The sequence below is a fragment of the Pseudomonas sp. genome (assembly GCF_050739995.1).
In the GTDB taxonomy this organism is placed as follows: domain Bacteria; phylum Pseudomonadota; class Gammaproteobacteria; order Pseudomonadales; family Pseudomonadaceae; genus Aquipseudomonas.
Genome location: NZ_JBOICG010000478.1, coordinates 1 through 18,870, shown reverse-complemented (window position 1 = coordinate 18,870; position 18,870 = coordinate 1). Strand labels below are relative to the sequence as shown.

Below are 18,870 nucleotides of genomic sequence, written 5' to 3'. Positions count from 1 at the left end.
GCTCCAGGCTCACTTCCCCCTTGAGCAAAGGCCGGCAACTGTCGTTCAAGCGCAGGCCGCCGAAGCCTTCGATATCGATGTCCACCAGGCCACGGGCAACCATCTGACGGAACAATGAACGCCACTCGCCTTCGGCGCGCGCCTTGCCGACGCCGTAGACCGAGAGTTTCTCGTGGCCGAAGCTGCGCACCTTTTCGTTGTCCTTGCCCAGCAACACATCCACCAGATGGCCCACGCCATAACGCTGGCCGGTACGGTAGATGGCGGACAAGCCCTGGCGCGCAGGCTCAGTGGCGTCCCAGGTCTGCACGCCATCCACGCAATTGTCGCAGTGGCCGCATGGCTGCGGCATGTCTTCGTCGAAGTACGCCAGCAAGGTCTGGCGGCGGCAGCGGGTTTCTTCACACAGCGACAGCATGGCGTCGAGCTTGTGCTGCTCCAGGCGCTTGTGGCGCTCGTCGCCTTCGGAGTTTTGCAGCATCTGCTTGAGCATCACCACATCTTGCAGGCCGTAGACCATCCAGGCATCAGCCGGCAGGCCGTCACGGCCAGCGCGACCGGTTTCCTGGTAATACGCCTCAAGGGATTTGGGCAGGTCCATATGGGCCACGAAGCGCACGTTGGATTTGTCGATGCCCATGCCGAATGCGATGGTGGCCACCATGATCAGGCCTTCCTCGTTGAGGAAGCGCTTCTGGTGATAAGCACGCAAATCGTTGGGCAGCCCGGCGTGGTACGGCAGCGCCGGGTAGCCTTGCTCACACAGGAACGCCGCCACCTCATCGACTTTTTTGCGCGACAGGCAATACACAATGCCCGCATCGCTGCGCCGTTCGGACAGGAACGCCAGCAACTGCTTGCGCGGCTGCTCCTTGGGTACGATGCGGTAGAAAATATTCGGCCGATCGAAACTCGACAGGAAACGTTCGGCATTCTGCAGGTGCAGGCGCTCGACGATTTCCTCACGGGTGCGTTTGTCGGCGGTGGCAGTCAAGGCGATACGCGGCACGTCGGGGAACAGCTCGGCCAACTGGCCCAACTGCAAATATTCGCGGCGGAAATCATGACCCCATTGCGACACACAGTGGGCTTCATCGATGGCGAACAGAGCGATTTCCAGGCTCTGCAAGAAGGCCAGCATGCGTGGCTGGACCAGCCGCTCAGGCGCCAGGTAGAGCATCTTGACTTCGCCACGTTTGATACGTGCCGCCAGGTCGCGCTGCTGTTCGGCGCTGAGGGTGGAGTTCAACGATGCGGCAGCGACGCCCAGCTCTTCGAGCGTAGCGACCTGGTCATCCATCAACGCGATCAGCGGCGACACCACCACCGCCAGGCCATTGCGCAACAGGGCCGGCACCTGGAAGCACAACGATTTGCCACCGCCGGTAGGCATCAGCACCAGGGCGTCACCGCCATTGGCCACGCGCTCAATGATCGCACCCTGGCGGCCACGAAAACTGTCGTAGCCGAAGATGTCCTTGAGGACGCGTTGAGCCTGCTCGAGCATGTAAAACTCCAAAATGGTGCCGAAATCCCACTGTACAGGCTGGCCGAAAAAACACGGTTTCACGGGAAATAATCCGTAAGCGAAGTTTTCTCGGGTTGGCGCTGGGCCTGCAGGGGCATCGCAAAACGCGGCAGTATACCCGAGCGTCATCCGGCAAAGGGCACGACTGACGAATAGACGTCTCCCTGAACCCCGCATCTAAAACCCGGCAAATATGCCTTGCAGCTGGCCTGGGCGCTCAAGAAAGCCTAGAATTCAGCATCGTTTATTCCCAAGGTAGCCCTTCAATGTCCTTCGCTGAGCAACTAACCCGCCTGCAAGCCTTCCTCGACGCCGATGAGCTGCATGACGAGGCGCTGGACTACGTGGCCGCCCACGGCTACCTGACCGCCCTGTCGATCTGCGCCGATGTCGTGCCTGACCGTGAATGGATCGACGCGTTGTTCGCCGAAGAGCCGCATTACACCGACGACGCCCAACGCGAAGAGATCGAATCCACGCTGATCGCTCTCAAGGCCCACATCGGTCGCCAACTGGCCTCCGATGAGGAATTCGAGCTGCCGTGCGAGCTGGACCTGGGCGAAGAGCCGGATGACTCCGACCTGCGCGGCTGGTGCATCGGCTTCATGGAAGGTGTATTCCTGCGCGAAGCCGCCTGGTTCGAAACCGCCGAGGAAGAAGTCAGCGAAATGCTGCTGCCGATCATGGTCGGTTCGGGGCTGTTTGAAGAAGAAGCTGAGTTTTCTGATATCGCCGCCGATGCCAACCTGATGGACGACATGATCGTACAGATCCCGGAAGCCCTGACCGCCCTGTACCTGCTGTGCAACGCTCCTGACGAAAAACCGGCGATCCTCAAGCCACGTCACCACTGAGTCGTTTGCCCGTGACACCCATGGGCAACCGTTCACTGCTCCTGCGTTACGCACTGCTGGCCATCGGCTGGCTGAGCGTAGCGCTGGGGGTAATCGGCATTTTCCTTCCGGTATTGCCGACCACACCCTTCCTGCTCCTCGCCGCCGCCTGCTTCGCTCGAAGCTCCCCACGTTTCTACCACTGGCTGGTGGAACACCCGCGCCTGGGCCCGTGGGTCCGTGACTATCTGGACGGCAATGGCATCCCGCTCAAGGGCAAGGTCTACGCCATCGGCTTGATGTGGCTAAGCATCGGCTTTTCCTGCTACCTCGTCCCCCTGCCCTGGGCACGCGGCTTCATGCTGACCAGCGCCGTGCTGGTGACGATCTATATCCTGCGCCAGAAAACCCTGCCACCCCACTAACCCCCCTGCGACATTACCCCTCACAAGACCTTGGTCGACACTGACTAACCCCAAGCATCATGCGAGACTGTCCAGCCGGGCCCGGAATGCCTGGGTGTTCTTATGCTCGGAGTTACCATGACGCTGTCCAGCGGGCTGATCGCCGCCGTTGCCCTGGCCTATATGGCCATTATGTTTGCCATCGCTTTTTACGGTGACCGCCGCCATACGCCGCTACCGCCGCGCATGCGTGCCTGGGTGTACAGCCTTTCGCTGGCCGTTTACTGCACCAGTTGGACTTTTTTCGGCGCCGTAGGTCAGGCCGCCGAACAGTTGTGGGCATTTTTACCGATCTATCTTGGACCGGTGCTTTTGCTGGTGTTGGCACCCTGGGTGCTGCAGAAGATGATTCTGATCAGCAAGCAGGAAAACATCACCTCCATTGCCGACTTTATCGCCGCCCGCTACGGCAAATCCCAGTCCCTGGCGGTGGTCGTCGCGCTGATATGCCTGGTGGGCGTGCTGCCTTATATCGCCCTGCAACTCAAAGGCATCGTGCTGGGCGTGAACCTGCTGATCGGCTCCGGGCCGGACACCACTGGCACCCGCGCCCAGGACACCGCCTTGATTGTGTCGCTGGTGCTGGCGCTGTTCACGATTGTGTTCGGTACACGCAACCTCGACGCCACCGAACACCACCGCGGCATGGTGCTGGCCATTGCCTTTGAATCCCTGGTCAAGCTGTTCGCCTTTCTCGCGGTCGGTGCCTTTGTGACCTACGGCCTGTACGACGGCTTCGGCGACCTGTTCAGCCAGGCGATGCTCGCTCCACGCTTGGAAGAATACTGGCAAGAAACGATCAACTGGCCGTCGATGGTGGTGCAGACCGGCGTAGCGATGATGGCGATTATCTGCCTGCCCCGGCAGTTCCATGTGACGGTGGTGGAAAACATCGATCCCCAGGATTTGCGCCTGGCCAAATGGGTGTTCCCCGCCTACTTGATCCTCGCCGCGCTCTTCGTGATTCCCATTGCCCTCGGCGGCAAGATGCTGTTGCCCGGCTCGGTATTGCCAGACTCCTACGTGATCAGCCTGCCCATGGCCGAAGCCCATCCGGCTCTTGCCGTGCTGGCGTTTATCGGCGGTGCATCAGCTGCCACCGGTATGGTGATCGTCGCCAGCATCGCCTTGTCGACCATGGTCTCAAACGACATGCTGCTGCCGTGGCTACTCAGGCGCTCCAGCGCCGAGCGGCCATTCGAAGTGTTCCGTCACTGGATGCTGTCGGTGCGCCGAGTCAGCATTGTGATCATCCTGCTGCTGGCCTACGTCAGTTATCGCCTGCTCGGTTCCACCGCAAGCCTGGCTACCATCGGCCAGATCGCCTTTGCCGCCGTGACCCAACTGGCCCCGGCAATGCTCGGGGCGTTGTACTGGAAGCAGGCCAACCGCCGTGGTGTGTTTGCCGGGTTGGCGGCGGGCACATTCTTGTGGTTCTACACTTTGGTCCTACCGGTTACGGCGAAAAGCCTGGGTTGGTCGCTCAGCCTTTTCCCAGGCCTGACCTGGATGCATTCACACCCGCTCGGCTTGTCCGTTACTTCGCTGACCCTGGGCACCATGTTTTCCCTGGCCGGCAACTTCACGCTCTTTGTGTGGGTCTCGATGCTATCGCGCACACGGGTTTCCGAACATTGGCAGGCCGGACGATTCATCGGCCAGGAAATCAGCGAGCGCGCCAGCGCCCGCTCGATGTTGTCGGTACAGATCAGCGACCTGCTCAGCCTCGCCGCACGCTTTGTCGGGGAAGAACGTGCCCAGCAGAGTTTTATTCGTTTCGCCTATCGCCAGGGCAAAGGCTTCAACCCCAACCAGAATGCCGACAACGACTGGATCGCCCACACCGAACGCCTGTTGGCGGGTGTACTCGGCGCATCTTCAACACGCGCTGTAGTAAAAGCTGCCATTGAAGGCCGGGAAATGCAGCTGGAGGATGTCGTACGCATCGCTGACGAAGCCTCAGAGGTTTTGCAATTCAACCGGGCATTGCTGCAAGGCGCGATCGAAAACATCACCCAAGGCATCAGCGTGGTGGACCAGTCGCTGAAGCTGGTGGCCTGGAACCGTCGTTACCTGGAGCTGTTCAACTATCCCGAAGGCTTGATCAGCGTGGGACGGCCGATTGCCGACATCATTCGCTACAACGCCGAGCGCGGCCTGTGCGGCCCCGGCGAAGCGGAAGTGCATGTGGCGCGACGCCTGCACTGGATGCGCCAAGGACGTGCGCATACGTCCGAGCGTTTGTTCCCCAATGGACGGGTGATCGAACTGATCGGCAACCCGATGCCCGGCGGTGGATTTGTCATGAGCTTCACCGATATCACCGCATTCCGTGAAGCTGAACAAGCCTTGACCGAGGCCAACGAAGGCCTGGAACAACGAGTGACCGAACGCACCCACGAGTTGTCGCAACTCAACGTCGCGCTCACCGAGGCCAAGGGTGTGGCGGAATCTGCCAGCCAGTCGAAAACCCGCTTCCTGGCAGCGGTGAGCCATGACTTGATGCAACCGTTGAACGCTGCGCGGCTGTTTTCCGCGGCCCTCTCCCACCAGCACGACGGCCTGTCCAACGAAGCGCGACAACTGGTGCAACACCTCGACAGCTCACTACGCTCCGCCGAGGACCTGATCAGTGATCTGCTGGATATCTCACGCCTGGAAAACGGCAAGATCAATCCGCAGCGCCAACCCTTTATCCTCAACGAACTGTTCGACACTCTGGGCGCCGAATTCAAGGCACTCGCCCAGGAGCAAGGCTTGCGCTTTCGACTGCGTGGCAGCCGGCTGCGCATCGACAGCGACATCAAGCTGCTGCGGCGAATCTTGCAGAACTTTCTGACCAACGCGTTCCGCTATGCCGACGGACCAGTGCTGCTGGGTGTACGCAGACGCAAAGGCGAGTTGTGCCTGGAAGTCTGGGACCGCGGCCCCGGCATTCCGCTGGATAAACAAAAAGTGATCTTCGAAGAGTTCAAGCGCCTCGACAGCCACCAGACACGAGCCGAAAAGGGCCTGGGCTTGGGCCTGGCGATCGCCGACGGCCTGTGCCGCGTGCTGGGCCACACCCTGAGTGTGCGTTCATGGCCGGGCAAGGGCAGCGTGTTCAGCGTGCGCGTGCCACTGGCGCGCAACCAGACCAGCCCGCCGATCAAGGCCATGCAAGACAGCGGCCTGCCGCTGAGCGGTGCGCAGGTTCTGTGCGTGGACAATGAAGAGAGCATCCTGATCGGCATGCGCAGCCTGTTGACACGCTGGGGCTGCGAAGTGTGGACCGCCACCGACCAGGCACAATGTGCGGCACTGCTGGCCGATGGTGTGCGCCCGCAATTGGCACTGGTGGATTACCACCTGGACCACGGCGAAACCGGCACTGAGCTGATGGGGTGGCTGCGCGCACAAATGGCAGAGCCGATCCCAGGGGTGGTGATCAGCGCCGACGGGCGGCCGGAAATGGTGGCCGAGGTGCATGCGGCGGGGCTGGATTACCTGGCCAAACCGGTTAAGCCAGCGGCGCTGCGAGCGCTGTTGAGCCGGCATTTACCCCTTCAATAATGTGAGAGGGGGATTGCCCCCTCCCACATGCTGCTCTGCGCCTACTCGGGCAAATGCGCCACACCATCCGCATCGGTCATTGCCCGCTCCAGCAAATCCGCTGGCAGGCTTTTGCTGGCACGCGCACCGAGCAACCTTAACTGCTCGGTACGGCTGACCAGGTTCCCACGCCCATCCGTCAGCTTGTTGCGTGCAGCACTGTAAGCCTTATCCAACTGCTGGAGACGGTTGCCCACCTCATCCAGATCTTGGATAAACAGCACGAACTTGTCATAGAGCCAACCTGCGCGCTCGGCAATCTCCCGCGCATTCTGGCTCTGGCGCTCCTGCTTCCACAGACTGTCGATCACCCGCAACGTGGCCAGCAACGTGGTGGGGCTGACGATCACGATATGGCGGTCGAAGGCTTCCTGGAACAGGTTCGGCTCCGCCTGCAGTGCCGCGGAAAAAGCCGCCTCGATGGGCACAAACAGCAAAACGAAATCCAGGCTGTGCAAACCCTCCAGACGCTTATAGTCCTTGCCGGCCAAGCCTTTGACGTGATTGCGCAACGACAGGACGTGCTGCTTTAACGCCGCTTGGCCGATCACCTCGTCATCCGCCGCCACATACTGTTGGTAGGCGGTCAGGCTGACTTTGGAATCGACCACTACTTGTTTGTCACCAGGCAGCATGATCAGCACATCCGGCTGGAAACGCTCGCCATCCGGTCCCTTGAGGCTGACCTGGGTCTGATACTCACGACCCTTCTCCAGACCCGCATGTTCCAGGACCCGCTCCAGGATCAGCTCGCCCCAGTTACCCTGGGTTTTCTGGCCTTTTAGCGCGCGGGTCAGGTTAGTGGCTTCGTCCGACAGGCGCAGGTTCAGTTGCTGTAGGCGCTCCAGCTCTTTCGCCAGGGAAAAACGCTCGCGCGCTTCGCTCTGGTAGCTTTCTTCCACGCGTTTTTCAAAGGACTGGATACGCTCTTTGAGAGGGTCGAGCAGTTGGCCAAGGCGCTCCTGGCTGGTTTCGGCAAAGCGCTGTTCACGTTCGTCGAAAATCTTCCCGGCGAGTTCGGCGAACTGCGCACGCAGTTCATCGCGTGAACCTTGCAGGTCAGCGAGACGTTGTTGGTGGCTGTCCTGCTGTTCACGCAGCTCGGCGCGCAGGGCTGCCGACAGTGCATCAAGACGGCGCAACTCAGTATCCTTGGCGTTGCGATCGAGGTTCCAGGCGTGGGCGGCGTCGCGGGCGTTATCACGATCGATCTGCAAGAGCTCGACTTCGCGGCGTACCGCGGCCAGGTCTGCTTGCTTGGCGGCATTGGCCTGACTCAGGTCGCTGACTTCATCACGACTGGCGTCCAATTGGGCGGCAAGCCCTTCCTGGGCCAGTTGTGCGGTAGCCAGGCGCTCTTCGAGCAACTCCCAGCCGGTCATGCGCGCTGTCAGTCGCCGCTGAATCTGCCAGCACACCGCCAATAAAGGCACTGCAGCACCCGCAAGACCCAAGGCAATACTGGTCCAGTCAAAAACCATAGCCATGTCTGCCCTCACCGAAAATAAGCAAGGTTAACCAAGCACAGGGCAGGAAGACAGCTCAGTCTTCGACTTGACCCAGTTCGCGCTGGGCACGACGGTCGCCAGCGCGGGCCGCCAGGCGCAGCAGGTCTTGGCCGATACGGCGGTCGCGGGCGTTGCCGCATTCACGGCACATCAATTGACCCAAGCGGCTTTGCGCGGCCACCACGCCTTCACGAGCCGGCTGCTTGAGCAAGCGCCCAGCGATGTGTTTGATGTTGGTGCTCTGCCCCAGGCGTGGACTGTCCAGCAGCCACAAGGCGACTTTCAAGGAAAAGCGCTTGGGTGCGGTAACAGTTTGAGGGGTATCGGTAACAGAAGGTGATACTGAGCGAAACTTCATAAAGCACTGTGGGACAGAACGGAAGGCGCGCCACTCTACTCTTTTTTTCGTACAGGTAAAGCTGAAAAAAACCTGCACGCCCGTTCTAGAGCAAGCGCTTGGGACAATCCACAGAAGCTGTGGATAACTCAGTGGAAAACCCTTCTTTAACTCGCCCAAAGGCCCATGGAATGGGGGCCGCAGTCAAACTGACGATTTTTTCACCAATAAAAAAAAGCGAGATTTTTCATTGACTTAAATTTCCATTGCAGGCTAACGGGAGCACTTGCGGGCGGTTGACAAAGGGGTTACACACGCCGCAACCAATGTGCACAAGTCCCCTTCCAATGGTTATATCGACGGTGCTTTTTGGTTCGATACGCCCAGAAAATGTTACCGACCAGGTCAAACGAGGTACTTTTCAAATCCATCTCGCCTCGCCACACTGCCCCACCGATAACGCAACCGTGTAGACGCCCATGAAAGGCATTTTGTTATTCGCCGTGTTGCTGCTAGTGATCTGCGCGACCTCGCTGGGCATCAATGCGGCACTGCCTTCACCCGACGGCGCATTGTTTGCCATCGCCATCCTGCTGTCGGCTGCTTTCACCGCACTCAGCTTGTGCATCGAGTTGAGCGAAGGCAGGATCAATGACATGCACGACGTGATGAAGGTGATCGAAACCGGCCAGTCCCTGCGCCTGACGCTGGCGGCTTACGGCTTGGGTTGCGCACTGGCGGCAGCCTTGACGGTACTGGTCTATCGTGGCCTGCTCGGCGGCTGATTCAAGTTTTTTGGCTAGCACACTTCCCTTCCTTGTTTCAATCCGTTACTATCCGCGGCGTTAGTACCAAGCTGAAAGTCAATTCTGGTCGAACAAGTCCCCTGAACAACACGGGATCGACCACCTCGATGGTTTCCAGGTATCGCTTGCGACGACACTGCCTTTGAACAAGCAAAGGGTGTCGCGAAGTCTCAATACTCTGACCGAACCAACCTGCAAATTGATCAGGATCTTCACCCCGGGCCCAGAACCTTTGCCCTTGTTGTGTTGCCTGCCCTCCTAAGTACCTACCTGCCAGCCCAAGCGCACCAAACTTATCAGCGCTTCAAACTGGCTGCTTTGTTCCAGTCGGGTTCTTCGTTTGATCAATGGTGATCAGCGTTACTGGAACGTTTTAACGTTGCACGGTTCTTATCCGTGTCATTTGTAGGAACACCAATAATATGAACACTCAAATCCACACTCAGGATGCCATTCGCACCCTCACCAACGCTTTTGCACCAATGAACTGCCTGATCATGGCCGCTCGCAAAGGCTGTTTCAGCTTCACCCTGGTCAACGAACACGGCATCGCACGTCACAGCGAACGCCTGTACCCCGATCAATACTCCAGCGCAGAACCGCTGCAGGCTGTGATCGATCGTACCCGTCAGGCCTTGACCGCCTGATCGACCCAGGTCGCTGAAACACAAAAACCCTGTCTGATGGCAGGGTTTTTTATTGCCCAAAATTCGCTAATTTTATTTTTTTACTAAGTTCGAATAGATATAAACGTTATAACTAAATGAAGAAGATGTTTTAAAAACAGTCCTTTACATCGTAAATATGACACTACACTTCAACTCAAGCGGCATGATCCGCTTGCGACGGGCCTGAGATCCAAATCACAGCTGCCAAGCCCCCTCTCAGGCCTCGTCGTCCACTTTCACGGATTGAGGCTTGTATGGGTATCGCCGCCAGCGAATTGTGTCGTTATGTGATCCGGCCGACATTGATGTACCTCGGTCGTCATGACCCGACAGCTGAATCCCTGCTACTGGGCATTGCCGCCAGTCAGTCGGAATTGGGTTCCGCCCTGCATGATCGGCGCGGCCATGGCCTGTACAGCATCACCGAACCCCGCCATCGCGCCCTCTGGGATGAATACCTGGCACTCGACCCCGAACGCGCCAGCCTCGTACGCGGACTGGCGAGCCAACATGCATTCCTCAGCGCCCCCCAGCTGGAGTTGACGGTGAACTTGCGGTACGCCACCGCAATTGCCTGGCTGTTGGTGGAACAACACAGCCCCGCCCTGCCACCGCCGGGTGATGTCTTGGCCATGGCGCGTATCTGGAAAGAAATATTTCACCCTCAAGGCCGGCTGCGGGATTTCGCCCAGGCCTGGAAAACCTGTGTATCCCCCATGAATCAGGTCACTTGTTGATCAGGCATTTTGCAAGATTCGGCTAAAAACGTTGATTTTGGTCGGATTGTCCTACAAAAGCGCTCTATCTCCTGCTTTACAGCCTATAGCGCTCGCTTAGATTTATTGTTACTTTCCGCAGCGGTGATCACCACGGAGTTCTAATAATGAAAAAAGTAATGCTCAAGACCACACTTAGCCTCGCCGTTACCATGGCATCCTCCCAACTGTTCGCAAGTGGCTTTGCTCTTAACGAGCAAGACGTCGCCGGGATGGGTACGGGTTTCGCAGGGCGCTCTTCTTCTGCGGATAACGCAAGCACTGTCTACGGTAACCCTGCCGGTATGGCTCGCCTGGAAGGTCAGCAGATCACCGGTGGCGTTGCAGCCATTGACGCCTCCACCGATATCAAAAATGCTGGCGGCCGCTCATCCGGTAGCAACAAAGGCGACATGGTGCCCTTCACCGGTGTTCCATTCGGCTTCTACACGAATAAACTCAATGATCAGTGGGCTATCGGCTTTGGTGTGTACGCACCGTTCGGCCTGGTGACTGATTATGAAACAGGTTTCCAAGGTCGCTCGTTCGGCAGCTACAGCAAAGTGTCTGTCATCACTCTGCAGCCGACCGTCAGCTATGCCTTCAACGACCGCGTTTCCATCGGCTTTGGTCCGACCATCAACCGGATTTCCGGCAAGCTGGAATCCGAGTTGGCTCTGACACCGAACCCAGCCGTCCCGAATACCAACATCACGATCAAAGGCGATGATACCGCTGTCGGCTTCAACGTCGGCGTGCTGGTACAAGCCACCGATACCACGCGAGTGGGCCTGACTTACCACTCCAAAGTCAGCTACAAGCTGGAAGGCCACACCGAAGTGACCGCGCCTACGCCAACAGCAGCAGTGCTGGCTAGCGGTCGCTACGACGCTTCGTTGAAGATCGACACGCCTGAATCCTACGACCTGTCCGTGACCCAGGACATCAACGATGCCTGGAAAGTCTACGCCGGTAGCACCTGGACTCGTTGGAGCCGTCTGAAAGACATCACGGTCAACAACGACGGCGTTACCCGTGCCGGCGGCGCTGCCGCACCGCAAATCGTGGGCACCATCTCTGAGCCACAGAACTGGCATGACACCTGGGCCTATGCCGTGGGTACTTCGTACCAGGTCACCAAGCAAGTGGTGCTGCGTACCGGCCTGACGTTCGACCAGTCGCCAACCAACAACACTGACCGCTCGCCACGTATTCCTACCGGCGACCGGACCATCTTCAGTGTCGGCTTGGGCTACCAAGTGATGCCGAACATGATCGTCGACCTGGCCTACTCCTACCTCAAGGAAGAGCCGGTCAAGGTCAACAAGTCCAACGCTTTGGGTTCGTCCTACAGCGCCAAGTACGAAAACAGCGCCAACGGTTTTGGCCTGGGTGTGACGTACAAGTTCTGATTCATCGCTGTATAAAAAGCCCCGCTCTCCTGCAAAGGAGGCGGGGCTTTTTAATGGCTGAAGATCAGGGTTGCGACGCCACAACCTTGATCAGATCAGACACAGAACTTAACAGATCGCCATACCCAACTGCATCAACGCCAGGCCGCCGTGCTGCCAGCCCCACCAGGCCAACAGCAGCAGGACCAGGCCCGCCACCATCGCTAAACACCGCACCGTCACACTCATGCTGTCTCCATTTGCGCCTGGAGCCGTGCCACCGGCCGCTCGCGCACCGGCCAGTTCAGGGCCGCAGCGAGCAGGCTCAGCAAGATCGCCACCTGCCAGATCAAATCGTAGTTGCCGGTGCGATCATAAACCACCCCGCCCAACCAGCCACCGAGGAACGAACCGAGCTGGTGGAACAGGAACACGATCCCACCGAGCATCGAGAGGTTTCGCACGCCAAACAGCGTCGCTACGGTGCCATTGGTCAGCGGTACGGTCGACAACCACAAGAACCCCATGGCCATGCCAAACAGGTAAGCAGTGACTTCGGTAACCGGCACCCACAGGAACAACACGATCACCACCGCACGCAGCAAGTACAAACCGGTGAGCAAGCGCGGCTTGGACATACGCCCGCCGAGCCAACCGGCTGTGTAGGTGCCAAACACATTGAACAAGCCAATCAGCGCCAGCACCGTGGTGCCGACCGTCGCCGGCAAGTGTTGATCCACCAGGTACGCCGGCAGATGCACGCCGATAAATACCACTTGGAACCCGCACACGAAGAAACCGAACGCCAGCAGCCAGAACCCGGAATGGGAGCAAGCCTCCCTCAATGCTTCACGCAGCGTTTGCTGGCCGACCGCGGCCGGCAACGGCTTGTCCTTGAGCATCGCGACCAGCGGCAGGATCAACGCCACCATCATGCCCAGCGCCAGCAAGGCAGCCGACCACCCCAGCCAACCGATCAAGCCCAAGGTGCCCGGCACCATGGCGAATTGGCCGAAGGAGCCAGCAGCACTCGCAATCCCCATGGCCATGCTGCGTTTCTCCGGCGGTACAGCGCGACCCACCACGCCGAGAATCACCGAAAACGAGGTTCCCGACAGGCCGATACCGATCAACAAACCCGCGCTCAGGGACAATGACCACGCCGAATCGGACATACCCATCAATACCAGGCCGACGGCGTACAACACCCCACCGACAAACACCGCTTTGGTCGCGCCAAAACGGTCGGCCAAGGCACCGGTAAACGGCTGCGCGATACCCCAGATCAGATTTTGCAGGGCGATAGCGAAGGCAAAGGTCTCACGCCCCCAACCGAATTCGGTGCTCATCGGTGCCAGGAACAGGCCGAAGCCATGCCGCACGCCCAAGGACAACGCCAGGATCAGCGCACTCCCTAACAGAACCCAACCACTGGTGCGCCACATCGAGGTCATTTCTTATTCTCCGCTTGCGGGTATATACCCGCTTGTATTTGAACAAACTCGCGTTCAAGCGAGTTCATCCAGCAAGGCCAACAAGGTTTCGCGCTTTTGCGCGCCCAGTCGATCGATCAGTTTCTGCTGCGCGGCTTCCCAGGCCGGCAAAGCGGCGGCCAGTCGTTCTGCACCCGCCTCAGTCAACAACACCAGACGGTTACGCAAGTCATCGCCCTCGACCAATTGCACCAGCCCCTCGCCTTCCAGCACCCGGAGATTGCGTCCCAAGGTGCTGCGATCCAACCCCATGGCATCGGCCAGGCTGGAAATGCTCGGCTGATCGAGGCGTTGCAGGTTACACAGCAAAGAATACTGGGCGACATTGATCCCGAAGCCGTCGAGAGCGCCGTCGTAATGCCTGCTGACGCCACGGGCGGCACGTCGCAGGTTGGTGCACAAACATTGGGAAGCAAGCATAGAGCGTGTATATACCCGGGATTAAGGAAATGCAAGAAAGTGTTACAGCGCCAGCCCGATCAGAACCGCCACCTCCAGAAGCTCCAACAGAGCCCCCGCAGTGTCGCCGGTGGTGCCGCCCAGACGATTGATCATCAGTTGGCGCAAGCCGATAAAGCACAGTGCCGCGATGAGAACCGCCACGCCGCCGCTGAAACCTCCGATGAGGATACAGGCCAATCCACTCAGGATCAGCACCTGTTGACCGACGATCCGCGGTAAATGATCCGACAAGGCCTGCCCTAGTCCGCCTGCTCGTACATAACGAGTCGTCAGAAACAACGCCAGCATCGAAGCACGCCCGATAAGCGGTGCGAGGATCAGCGCCGCGCCGTTGTGCTGCTCAATCAGGGCCACCAGCGCGGTGAATTTGAGCAATAACACCAAACCCAGGGTGACCACGGCGATTGGGCCGCTGCGCGGGTCTTTCATGATGGTCAGCGTGCGCTCGCGGTCGCCGAAACCGCCGAGCCAGGCATCCGCGCTGTCGGCCAGCCCATCAAGATGCAAACCGCCACTGAGCAGCACCCACGCCGTCAGCAACAGCGCCGCATGCAGCAACAGTGGTGCGCCCATCAATACGTTGTTCAAGCCCCACAACAACAGCCCGAACAGCAAGCCCACCAACGGATAAAACAACAGCGAGCGCCCCAGCTCCTGAGGCTGCGGCATGCCCGGCAAACGAATCGGCAGGCTGCTGAGAAATTGCAGGGCGATCCAGAATGGCAACATGGTCAGACGCCTTCCTTGAGTGCGCCATCGGCCGTCACCTGCAGGCTGAACAACCCGCCGTGGCCAACTTCGACATTCAGCAGTTGCTCCCTCGGCAAACCGCGCGCCTGCGCCAGTAGCAGGCGCATCACGCCGCCGTGGCTGATCAGCAGTATGCGTTCACCGGCATAGGCCTGATGCAAGCGTGAGACCGCGCCCAGCACACGTTTGGAAAAGTCGCTGACCGGCTCACCCTCAGGCGGTGTGAAGGTGTAGGGGTCGGCCCAGAACAGCCCCAGCCCTTCGGCATCGGTTTCCATCAACGTCGCAGCGCTCTGTCCTTCCCATGCGCCGAAGTGCAGTTCCTGCAGATCCTTTTCCAAACTCACCGGCAGGTTGAGCTGTGCACCCAACTCATGGGCAAACAACGCGCAACGTTGCAGCGGCGAGCTGATCAGCCGGTCCCACGGGCCCTGCTTCACCACGGCGGCTCGCATCTGCGCCCAGCCGTTGGCGGTCAGCGCATCGTCCAGGCTGCCGCGCAGGCCGCCGCCCAACTCGGTTTCACCGTGGCGCAGCAGGTCCAGGTGCAAGATCATGCCGGGCGGTCTGCCACGGCGGCTTCGGCGAAGGTCGCCATCTGCCCATGCAGCGCGCAAGCCAACCGCAGCAACGGCACGGCCAGTGCCGCACCGCTGCCTTCGCCCAGGCGCAGGCCGAGTTCCAGCAGAGGGTGCGCATCGAGGCTTTGCAGCACATGCCGATGGCCCGGCTCGGCACCACCATGGCCGAACACCATCCACTCACGGCACGACGGATTCAGGCGAGTCGCGACCAGCGCGGCAACCGTGCAAATAAACCCATCTACCAGCACCACCACGCCTTCCTGGGCACAGGCCAGATAGGCGCCCACCAACGCAGCGATTTCAAAACCGCCGAGGTTGAACAGGGTTTGCAATACATCGCCCCGCTGGCCGGCGTGCAACGCGAGCGCACGCTCGATGACGGCCACCTTGTGGCTGACGCCCAGGGCATTCAAACCGGTGCCCGGACCTGTCAGGTCATTCACACGGCAGTCGAGCAAGGCACACGCCAACGCACTGGCGGCGGTGGTGTTGCCGATGCCCATCTCGCCCCCTATAAACAGCTGTGCGCCACTTTCCAAGGCTCGGCATGCGCTGTCGCGACCGGCTTGCAGGGCCAAGCGCCCTTGCGCCTGAGTCATCGCCGGGCCGCCGACGAAATTGGCCGTGCCCGCACCAATATTCAGGTGACGCACACCCGGCAAGTTCAACGATGGCGTCACGGTGCCGAGGTCGATCACTTCCAACCGTGCATCCAACTGTCGCGCCAGAACGCTGATCGCCGCGCCACCCGTGACAAAGTTGTGCAGCATCTGCCCGGTGACTTCCTGGGGAAACGCCGACACGCCTTCCGCCACCACGCCATGGTCACCCGCGAAGATGGCGATCCACACTTGCTCCACCGACGGTTTGACCTGACCTTGCAGGCCGGCCAACTGCACCGCCACGGATTCCAGTTGGCCCAGGGAACCGGCCGGCTTGGTCAATTGTTGCTGACGCGCCAGCGCCTGTTCGTGCGCAGCGGCATCGACGGCTTTACAGGGGTTGAGCCACCAAGTGTCAGTCATAACGCAGTACCTTTCAAAGTCAGGGGCAGGCCGGCAACGGTCAGGACAACACGCTGACACCGCTCGGCCAAGGCTTGATGCAGCCAACCGGCTTCATCCACATAGCGGCGAGTCAATTCGCCCAGCGGCACGACACCCAGACCGGTCTCGTTGCTGACAAAAATGATTTCCCCCGGCAACGAAGCCAGGGTTTCCAACAGCTGTTCGCGTTCCTGCACAAGACACTCGGCATCGTCGAGCATTAGCAGATTGGTGAGCCACAGGGTCAGGCAATCCACCAACAAGCAGCGTCCGGGCGCGGCGTTTTCGCGCAGTACCCGAGCCAACTCGACGGGCTCTTCGATCAAACCCCAGTGATCGGGGCGCCGCCGACGATGCTGGGCGACACGCTCGCTCATCTCGCCGTCCAGCGGCTGGCTGGTGGCGATATAGATGACAGGCAACGTGCTGTCAGTGGCGAGTTTTTCGGCGAGGCGGCTTTTGCCGGAGCGGGCACCGCCGATGATCAACTGAAGCATAGCGAGTCACCTTTGTTCGGTTGACGCAATTCAATGTGGGGTCGCGTTCGCACCGTTAAACCTCGCACAGCTTTCGTAATAGCTCGGTGTCCAGATGGTGCTCGACCAAGTCCGCCAGGCGTTCGATATCGCGCTCGCGCAGGGCGTGGTAATCCACCTCTTGAACATCGTCCAGACCGGCCCAGCGCAGCAAGGCACTGCACGCTGCTGGCGTCTCGAACAAGCCATGCAGATAGGTGCCGAGGATCTGTCCGTCATCACTTTGGGCACCGTCACGACGGCCATCCTCCAGCAGCACTGCCGCCTTCGACAGTGCATCGCCGGACGTCACCCCCGCGTGAATCTCATAGCCACTGACTTCGGCATCCTCCAACAGCAAACGCCCACGCACGTTGCGCAGCTGTTTCTCGGCTTCCAGCGTCGTGCTGAACGCCAGCAGGCCCAAGCCATCACTGGACCCGGCCAACCCTTCCAGCCCAAGCGGGTCATGCACCTGCTCACCGAGCATCTGCAAGCCGCCACAAATACCCAGCACCTTGCCGCCGTAGCGCAAGTGCCGGGCCACGGCTGTGTCCCAGCCATTGGCACGCAGATAGGCCAGGTCACTGCGCACACTTTTCGAGCCCGGCAGGATGATCAGGTCGGCAGCCGGAATCGGCTGGCCCGGGCCGACAAACTGCAAGTCAACTTGAGGGTGCAGGCGCAGCGGATCGAAATCCGTATGGTTGCTGATGCGCGGCAATACCGGCACCACCACCTTGAGCACCTGGGCCGCCTTGTCGATCTGGCGCTGGTCGATACCGTCCTCGGCCTCCAGGTGTAGGTCCATCACATAGGGCAGCACGCCCACCACTGGTTTGCCGGTGCGGGCTTCGAGCCAATCCAGCCCAGGCTGCAACAACGCGATGTCGCCGCGAAAGCGGTTGATGATGAAGCCTTTGACCCGCGCCTGCTCCGTGGGCGACAGCAGTTCCAATGTGCCGACCAGATGGGCGAACACACCGCCGCGATTGATATCGGCGATCAGCAGCACCGGGCAATCCACCGCTTCGGCGAAGCCCATGTTGGCAATATCGTTGGCGCGCAGGTTGATCTCCGCCGGGGAGCCGGCGCCTTCCACCATGACCACCCGGTAGGCGGCGCTCAACCGCGCGTGGGAGGCCAGCACCGCTTGCATCGCGATGGCTTTGTAGTCGTGATAGGCCACCGCATTCATGCTGGTCACGGCACGGCCGTGGATGATCACCTGGGAGCCGGTGTCGCTGTTGGGTTTGAGCAGTACCGGGTTCATGTCGGTGTGCGGCGCAAGGTTGGCGGCCTGGGCCTGTACCGCCTGGGCGCGGCCGATCTCACCGCCCTCGGGGGTTACCGCACTGTTGAGCGCCATGTTCTGGGGTTTGAAAGGCACGACCGCCACCCCCTGGCGTACCAGCCAGCGGCACAGGGCGGTCACCAGGGTACTTTTACCCGCGTCGGACGTAGTGCCCTGCACCATCAGCGTACTCATGAGGCTTCCTTGTAGGCGGTCAGTGCCTCATCGAGTCGCAACCAATCCGCCTCGGTGTCGGGCAAGCCGAAACGCAGGCTGCTGTCGTGAACAAACAAGCGCAGCAAGATGCCGCGTTGAGCCATGAACTCATGCATGCGTTCGGCATGGGGGGTGATCAGCCACTGGAACAACGCGCAGCCGCCGTGCAACTGAAAGCCATGGCCTTCAAGCAGCTCGAACAAGCGCTGGCCGGCGTCGATGCACCGCTGGCGCTGGCGTGCGTGCCCGGCGGTATCACGCAGGCATGCCTGACCGAGCACCCGCGTCGGCCCACTGACGGCCCAGGGGCCGAGCTGTTCGGCCAGCAGCTTGAGCAATTTGCGTTCGGCCAGCACGAACCCCAGGCGCACACCGGCCAGGCCAAAGAACTTGCCGAACGAACGCAACACAATCAGCCCGACATGATGGGCCTGGTTCGCCAAGCTCAGTTGTGGGGTGACGTCCATGAACGCTTCGTCCACCACCAGCCAGCCGCCGCGCTGGGCCAGACGTGAATGCCAGTCCAGCAGGCGTTGTGGCGTCAGGCTCAGCCCCGTGGGATTGTTCGGATTGACCACCACCAGTACGTCGAGGCCATCCAGGAAAAAGTCGACTTCCTGCTCCTGCAC

18 protein-coding genes are annotated in these 18,870 nt (G+C 60.1%); 7 read left to right on the top strand and 11 right to left on the bottom strand.

Annotation, left to right across the window (positions count from 1 at the left end; genetic code table 11):
- Positions 1-1,507: DNA helicase RecQ (gene recQ, locus ACRESD_RS15900; RefSeq protein ID WP_431751794.1), on the bottom strand; the 1,507-nt coding region annotated here is incomplete at its 3' end.
- Between the two features lie 287 nt (positions 1,508-1,794).
- On the opposite strand from recQ, the gene ACRESD_RS15895 reads away from it, so the two are divergent.
- The 3 genes from ACRESD_RS15895 (at position 1,795) to ACRESD_RS15885 (ending at position 6,377) form a co-directional block, all read left to right on the top strand.
- Positions 1,795-2,382, top strand: a complete 588-nt coding sequence (locus ACRESD_RS15895; protein ID WP_431751793.1) for a UPF0149 family protein — start codon at positions 1,795-1,797, stop codon at positions 2,380-2,382.
- Positions 2,383-2,402: 20 nt separating this feature from the next.
- Positions 2,403-2,786, top strand: a complete 384-nt coding sequence (locus ACRESD_RS15890) for a YbaN family protein (RefSeq protein WP_431751792.1) — start codon at positions 2,403-2,405, stop codon at positions 2,784-2,786.
- 117 nt (positions 2,787-2,903) lie between these two features.
- Positions 2,904-6,377: a hybrid sensor histidine kinase/response regulator gene (locus ACRESD_RS15885; protein WP_431751791.1), complete on the top strand. Its 3,474-nt coding sequence runs from the start codon at positions 2,904-2,906 to the stop codon at positions 6,375-6,377.
- A 41-nt stretch (positions 6,378-6,418) separates the two neighbouring features.
- Here the strand turns inward: ACRESD_RS15885 and rmuC are convergent, their stop codons facing one another.
- Together rmuC and ACRESD_RS15875 are read right to left on the bottom strand one after the other, a co-directional pair.
- Complete coding sequence (gene rmuC / locus ACRESD_RS15880) at positions 6,419-7,897, bottom strand: DNA recombination protein RmuC (protein WP_431751795.1); 1,479 nt, start codon at positions 7,895-7,897, stop codon at positions 6,419-6,421.
- Between the two features lie 61 nt (positions 7,898-7,958).
- Positions 7,959-8,282 carry a sel1 repeat family protein gene (locus ACRESD_RS15875; RefSeq protein WP_431751790.1) on the bottom strand — a complete coding sequence of 108 codons (324 nt, stop codon included), beginning with the start codon at positions 8,280-8,282 and terminating at the stop codon, positions 7,959-7,961.
- 458 nt (positions 8,283-8,740) lie between these two features.
- Here ACRESD_RS15875 and ACRESD_RS15870 point away from each other — a divergent pair, with 458 nt between their 5' ends.
- From ACRESD_RS15870 to ACRESD_RS15855, 4 genes are all read left to right on the top strand, one after another.
- The gene (locus ACRESD_RS15870; protein WP_431751789.1) at positions 8,741-9,046 is read left to right on the top strand and encodes a hypothetical protein; all 306 of its coding nucleotides are present in this window, start codon (positions 8,741-8,743) and stop codon (positions 9,044-9,046) included.
- Positions 9,047-9,489: 443 nt separating this feature from the next.
- Positions 9,490-9,714, top strand: a complete 225-nt coding sequence (locus ACRESD_RS15865) for a hypothetical protein (RefSeq protein WP_060756074.1) — start codon at positions 9,490-9,492, stop codon at positions 9,712-9,714.
- Positions 9,715-9,989: 275 nt separating this feature from the next.
- Positions 9,990-10,472 (top strand): hypothetical protein, encoded by a 483-nt coding sequence (locus ACRESD_RS15860; RefSeq protein ID WP_431751788.1) that lies wholly within the window; start codon positions 9,990-9,992, stop codon positions 10,470-10,472.
- A gap of 146 nt (positions 10,473-10,618) precedes the next feature.
- Entirely contained in the window at positions 10,619-11,902 is a 1,284-nt protein-coding gene (locus tag ACRESD_RS15855) for an OmpP1/FadL family transporter (RefSeq protein WP_431751787.1), read from the top strand.
- A gap of 224 nt (positions 11,903-12,126) precedes the next feature.
- Here the strand turns inward: ACRESD_RS15855 and ACRESD_RS15850 are convergent, their stop codons facing one another.
- The 8 genes from ACRESD_RS15850 to ACRESD_RS15815 all read right to left on the bottom strand — a co-directional run.
- Positions 12,127-13,335, bottom strand: coding sequence for an MFS transporter (locus ACRESD_RS15850; RefSeq protein ID WP_431751786.1), 1,209 nt, complete (start codon positions 13,333-13,335; stop codon positions 12,127-12,129).
- 54 nt (positions 13,336-13,389) lie between these two features.
- Positions 13,390-13,794, bottom strand: a complete 405-nt coding sequence (locus tag ACRESD_RS15845) for a MarR family winged helix-turn-helix transcriptional regulator (RefSeq protein WP_431751785.1) — start codon at positions 13,792-13,794, stop codon at positions 13,390-13,392.
- Between the two features lie 42 nt (positions 13,795-13,836).
- Positions 13,837-14,565: an adenosylcobinamide-GDP ribazoletransferase gene (locus ACRESD_RS15840; RefSeq protein WP_431751784.1), complete on the bottom strand. Its 729-nt coding sequence runs from the start codon at positions 14,563-14,565 to the stop codon at positions 13,837-13,839.
- A gap of 2 nt (positions 14,566-14,567) precedes the next feature.
- Positions 14,568-15,143, bottom strand: coding sequence for an alpha-ribazole phosphatase family protein (gene cobC / locus ACRESD_RS15835; protein ID WP_431751783.1), 576 nt, complete (start codon positions 15,141-15,143; stop codon positions 14,568-14,570).
- Positions 15,140-16,195 carry a nicotinate-nucleotide--dimethylbenzimidazole phosphoribosyltransferase gene (gene cobT / locus ACRESD_RS15830; RefSeq protein WP_431751782.1) on the bottom strand — a complete coding sequence of 352 codons (1,056 nt, stop codon included), beginning with the start codon at positions 16,193-16,195 and terminating at the stop codon, positions 15,140-15,142. Before cobT ends, cobC begins: the two co-directional genes overlap by 4 nt.
- On the bottom strand, positions 16,192-16,713 hold the full coding sequence (cobU, locus tag ACRESD_RS15825; protein WP_431751781.1) for a bifunctional adenosylcobinamide kinase/adenosylcobinamide-phosphate guanylyltransferase: 522 nt from the start codon (positions 16,711-16,713) through the stop codon (positions 16,192-16,194). Before cobU ends, cobT begins: the two co-directional genes overlap by 4 nt.
- A gap of 55 nt (positions 16,714-16,768) precedes the next feature.
- Positions 16,769-18,220 carry a cobyric acid synthase gene (locus ACRESD_RS15820; RefSeq protein WP_431751780.1) on the bottom strand — a complete coding sequence of 484 codons (1,452 nt, stop codon included), beginning with the start codon at positions 18,218-18,220 and terminating at the stop codon, positions 16,769-16,771.
- The coding region (locus ACRESD_RS15815) for an aminotransferase class I/II-fold pyridoxal phosphate-dependent enzyme (protein ID WP_431751779.1) at positions 18,217-18,870 on the bottom strand (654 nt) is incomplete at its 5' end. The genes ACRESD_RS15815 and ACRESD_RS15820, both read right to left, overlap by 4 nt.